This is a genomic window from Leeia speluncae (assembly GCF_020564625.1).
Lineage (GTDB): Bacteria > Pseudomonadota > Gammaproteobacteria > Burkholderiales > Leeiaceae > Leeia > Leeia speluncae.
Map to the genome: position 1 here is coordinate 1 of NZ_JAJBZT010000033.1, position 512 is coordinate 512.

The 512-nt window shown below is 52.3% G+C and carries 1 protein-coding gene; it reads right to left on the reverse strand.

Annotated features, from left to right (window positions below):
• A partial coding sequence (locus tag LIN78_RS17970) for a 2-deoxy-5-keto-D-gluconate 6-phosphate aldolase domain-containing protein (protein ID WP_308443967.1) occupies positions 1–461 on the reverse strand: 461 nt, incomplete at its 3' end.
• Positions 462–512 lie beyond the last annotated feature (51 nt).

Genomic DNA, 512 nt, shown 5'->3' on the forward strand with positions numbered 1-512 from the left:
GTCGCTTTACATGCGTCAATCACGCCTCGGTCGTCTAACTCTCCGGCTAACCATTGACGGCTAGGTTCGAAGAAGATGGTGCGTCCAACCGCAAAGCCTCGTACTGTTTTGCTGACTTTGGCGGCGCTAAAGCCTTTCACCAAGGTTTCCACTGGGGCGCTTAGACCCAGTAGCACCACACCACGGCAATATGGATCACGTTCCTGGATCAGTGCATCCACTGCATTCCATTGTTCGTCGCTGTCCATTTGCTCTAGCTTCCACCATTCTGGATAGATGCCTAGGTTGTACATCCGTTTCATCGCGCGATACACGGTGTCTGGCTTCTGTGGCAATTTGCGGGTTGGGATGATTTCCAACAGCAGTTCATGGCCAGAGGCTTGTGCCGCTTCGTACAAGGTCTTGATCTGGGTTTCTTGATCGAGACGGTTCATCGGGGTGTCGTCCGGGTGGTATTGCACCAGACATTTGATGATGTGTTCTTTTGGCCAGTTCTGTAGGTAGCTGCCAAC